This is a genomic window from Microbacterium sp. NPDC008134, assembly GCF_042957055.1.
Classification (GTDB): domain Bacteria; phylum Actinomycetota; class Actinomycetes; order Actinomycetales; family Microbacteriaceae; genus Microbacterium.
In genome coordinates, this window is sequence record NZ_JBIBHO010000007.1 from 1,235 (window position 1) to 5,641 (window position 4,407).

2 rRNA genes (1 of these 2 running past the window's edge) are annotated in these 4,407 nt (G+C 54.5%); both read right to left on the bottom strand.

Annotated features, from left to right (window positions below):
- Positions 1 to 2,204: ribosomal RNA gene (locus ACFY9N_RS17345) — 23S ribosomal RNA — on the bottom strand; it reaches 999 nt to the left of the window's first position.
- 422 nt (positions 2,205 to 2,626) lie between these two features.
- Positions 2,627 to 4,148, bottom strand: a 16S ribosomal RNA gene (locus tag ACFY9N_RS17350).
- The 16S and 23S rRNA genes sit together here, the layout of an rRNA operon.
- Positions 4,149 to 4,407: the final 259 nt, after the last annotated feature.

A 4,407-nucleotide genomic window follows, 5' to 3' on the forward strand; every position in this document is an offset into this window, starting at 1 on the left:
TGAGACAGTTGGGAAGTCGTTACGCCATTCGTGCAGGTCGGAACTTACCCGACAAGGAATTTCGCTACCTTAGGATGGTTATAGTTACCACCGCCGTTTACTGGGGCTTAAATTCTCAGCTTCGCCTTACGGCTAACCGGTCCTCTTAACCTTCCAGCACCGGGCAGGCGTCAGTCCGTATACATCGTCTTGCGACTTGGCACGGACCTGTGTTTTTAGTAAACAGTCGCTACCCACTAGTCTCTGCGGCCTCCAAACGCTTTCGGAGCAAGTCCTAATACGTCGAAGGCCCCCCTTCTCCCGAAGTTACGGGGGCATTTTGCCGAGTTCCTTAACCACGATTCTCTCGATCTCCTTGGTATTCTCTACCTGACCACCTGAGTCGGTTTGGGGTACGGGCGGCTAGAACCTCGCGTCGATGCTTTTCTCGGCAGCATAGGATCACCCACTTTTTATCCGCATCGTGTCTCAGCCTACGTGAACGGCGGATTTGCCTACCGTTCGGCCTACGCACTTGCACCAGGACAACCATCGCCTGGCTTGGGCTACCTTCCTGCGTCACACCTGTTAATACGCTAACCGCACCAGAATGGGGTCGTGCGCTAGGCCCAACGCTTCACCCCGAAGGGATCCATCAGTGGGATTCAGACACTTAGCACTACTGGATTAGTTTGGGCGGTTCTTCGCCGGTACGGGAATATCAACCCGTTGTCCATCGACTACGCCTGTCGGCCTCGCCTTAGGTCCCGACTTACCCAGGGAAGATTAGCTTGACCCTGGAACCCTTGGTCTTTCGGAGGACGTGTTTCTCACACGTCTTTCGCTACTCATGCCTGCATTCTCACTCGTGTAGCCTCCACGGCTGGTTTCCACCGCCGCTTCGCTGGCCACACGACGCTCTCCTACCCATCAACACGGCTGGACCACGAAGGCCTACCAATAATGTCAATGCCACAACTTCGGTGGCGTGCTTGAGCCCCGTTACATTGTCGGCGCGGAATCACTTGACCAGTGAGCTATTACGCACTCTTTCAAGGGTGGCTGCTTCTAAGCCAACCTCCTGGTTGTCAAGGCAACTCCACATCCTTTCCCACTTAGCACGCGCTTTGGGACCTTAGTTGGTGGTCTGGGTTGTTTCCCTCTCGACTATGAAGCTTATCCCCCACAGTCTCACTGCTGCGCTCTCACTTACCGGCATTCGGAGTTTGGCTGACGTCAGTAACCTTGTAGGGCCCATCGGCCATCCAGTAGCTCTACCTCCGGCAAGAAACACGCAACGCTGCACCTAAATGCATTTCGGAGAGAACCAGCTATCACGAAGTTTGATTGGCCTTTCACCCCTATCCACAGCTCATCCCCTCAGTTTTCAACCTAAGTGGGTTCGGTCCTCCACGACGTCTTACCGTCGCTTCAACCTGGCCATGGATAGATCACTTCGCTTCGGGTCTAGGACATGCGACTGAATCGCCCTATTCAGACTCGCTTTCGCTACGGCTACCCCACACGGGTTAACCTCGCCACATATCGCTAACTCGCAGGCTCATTCTTCAAAAGGCACGCTGTCACACCTACCAGGGGTGCTCCAACGGTTTGTAAGCAAACGGTTTCAGGTACTATTTCACTCCCCTCCCGGGGTACTTTTCACCTTTCCCTCACGGTACTTGTCCGCTATCGGTCATCTGGGAGTATTTAGGCTTATCAGGTGGTCCTGACAGATTCACACGGGATTTCACGGGCCCCGTGCTACTTGGGATACTCTTCGCGCCAAGAGAAGCATTTCGACTACGGGGTTGGCACCCTCTATGACCGGCCTTTCAAGACCGTTCGTCTATACCTTCTTGTAACGCCGCCATCTCGGCAGAAATGACTGAAAAGTCCCACAACCCCCAACGTGCAACGCCTGCCGGCTATCACACACGCTAGGTTTAGCCTGATCCGGTTTCGCTCGCCACTACTAACGGAATCGCGGTTGCTTTCTCTTCCTGTGGGTACTGAGATGTTTCACTTCCCCACGTTCCCTCTACCCGCCCTATATATTCAGGCGGGAGTCACTAGGTCGGCACGCCGCCCAGCGGGGTTTCCCCATTCGGACACCCTCGGATCAAAACTTGCTTATCAGTTCCCCGAGGCTTATCGCAGATTGCTACGTCCTTCTTCGGCTCCAGATGCCAAGGCATCCACCGTTTGCTCTTAAAGACTTGAAATCACATGAGTTCGAATCAAAAACTCGACCCGGCCCGAAGACCGGATCAGAAATTGACTAATGATCTTTAAGATCATCTTGCGCAACCAGTCCGAAAACCGGTTGCAAGATGCTCGCGTCCACTGTGTAGTTCTCAAAGTACGGGCGGTACCCCTCACCGCTTGCCCAACCGGACAAACAACAAGAGGCCCAGAGTAACCAAATGCTTCCAACCCGAAGGTCAAAGCGCATCCGGTCCCTCAGGACCCAACAGCGTGCAGGCACCGACCCCCAACCCCCACTCTTTCCAACAACCGAAGTTGCGTACTCGACCAAAGATCAGATCTCGATGCCATGTCAAATGTTCCACCCATGAGCTCCCAGCGAAGAACGTGTGCCTTCGAACCGGGTTCTGGACATCCGAAGATGTCAGATGCTCCTTAGAAAGGAGGTGATCCAGCCGCACCTTCCGGTACGGCTACCTTGTTACGACTTAGTCCTAATTACCGATCCCACCTTCGACGGCTCCCTCCACAAGGGTTAGGCCACCGGCTTCAGGTGTTACCGACTTTCATGACTTGACGGGCGGTGTGTACAAGACCCGGGAACGTATTCACCGCAGCGTTGCTGATCTGCGATTACTAGCGACTCCGACTTCATGAGGTCGAGTTGCAGACCTCAATCCGAACTGGGACCGGCTTTTTGGGATTCGCTCCACCTCGCGGTATTGCAGCCCTTTGTACCGGCCATTGTAGCATGCGTGAAGCCCAAGACATAAGGGGCATGATGATTTGACGTCATCCCCACCTTCCTCCGAGTTGACCCCGGCAGTATCCCATGAGTTCCCACCATTACGTGCTGGCAACATAGAACGAGGGTTGCGCTCGTTGCGGGACTTAACCCAACATCTCACGACACGAGCTGACGACAACCATGCACCACCTGTTTACGAGTGTCCAAAGAGTTGACCATTTCTGGCCCGTTCTCGTATATGTCAAGCCTTGGTAAGGTTCTTCGCGTTGCATCGAATTAATCCGCATGCTCCGCCGCTTGTGCGGGTCCCCGTCAATTCCTTTGAGTTTTAGCCTTGCGGCCGTACTCCCCAGGCGGGGAACTTAATGCGTTAGCTGCGTCACGGAATCCGTGGAATGGACCCCACAACTAGTTCCCAACGTTTACGGGGTGGACTACCAGGGTATCTAAGCCTGTTTGCTCCCCACCCTTTCGCTCCTCAGCGTCAGTTACGGCCCAGAGATCTGCCTTCGCCATCGGTGTTCCTCCTGATATCTGCGCATTCCACCGCTACACCAGGAATTCCAATCTCCCCTACCGCACTCTAGTCTGCCCGTACCCACTGCAGGCCGGAGGTTGAGCCTCCGGATTTCACAGCAGACGCGACAAACCGCCTACGAGCTCTTTACGCCCAATAATTCCGGATAACGCTTGCGCCCTACGTATTACCGCGGCTGCTGGCACGTAGTTAGCCGGCGCTTTTTCTGCAGGTACCGTCACTTTCGCTTCTTCCCTGCTAAAAGAGGTTTACAACCCGAAGGCCGTCATCCCTCACGCGGCGTTGCTGCATCAGGCTTTCGCCCATTGTGCAATATTCCCCACTGCTGCCTCCCGTAGGAGTCTGGGCCGTGTCTCAGTCCCAGTGTGGCCGGTCACCCTCTCAGGCCGGCTACCCGTCGACGCCTTGGTGAGCCATTACCTCACCAACAAGCTGATAGGCCGCGAGCCCATCCCCAACCGAAATTCTTTCCAGACGCAGACCATGCGGTCACATCACATATCCAGTATTAGACGCCGTTTCCAGCGCTTATCCCAGAGTCAGGGGCAGGTTGCTCACGTGTTACTCACCCGTTCGCCACTGATCCACAGAGCAAGCTCTGCTTCACCGTTCGACTTGCATGTGTTAAGCACGCCGCCAGCGTTCATCCTGAGCCAGGATCAAACTCTCCGTAAAAAAGAAATGCATACCACCCGGGGAAAAACCGGGAAGCAGCGAGTTTGATGCTGACCAAAGAGACAAATTCATTGCTGACTTCATCCGTTGCCAACCCCACAAGGAGGTTGGTCTTTGATCCAAAGGAATCTCATCCAGCCGAAGCTGAATCGAGGTTATTTGGCATTTGACAAGTGCACGCTGTTGAGTTCTCAAGGATCGGATGCTCCCACGACCCAGTCATCACAACCAGGCCCGAAGGGCAACTTCTCTATCTTAC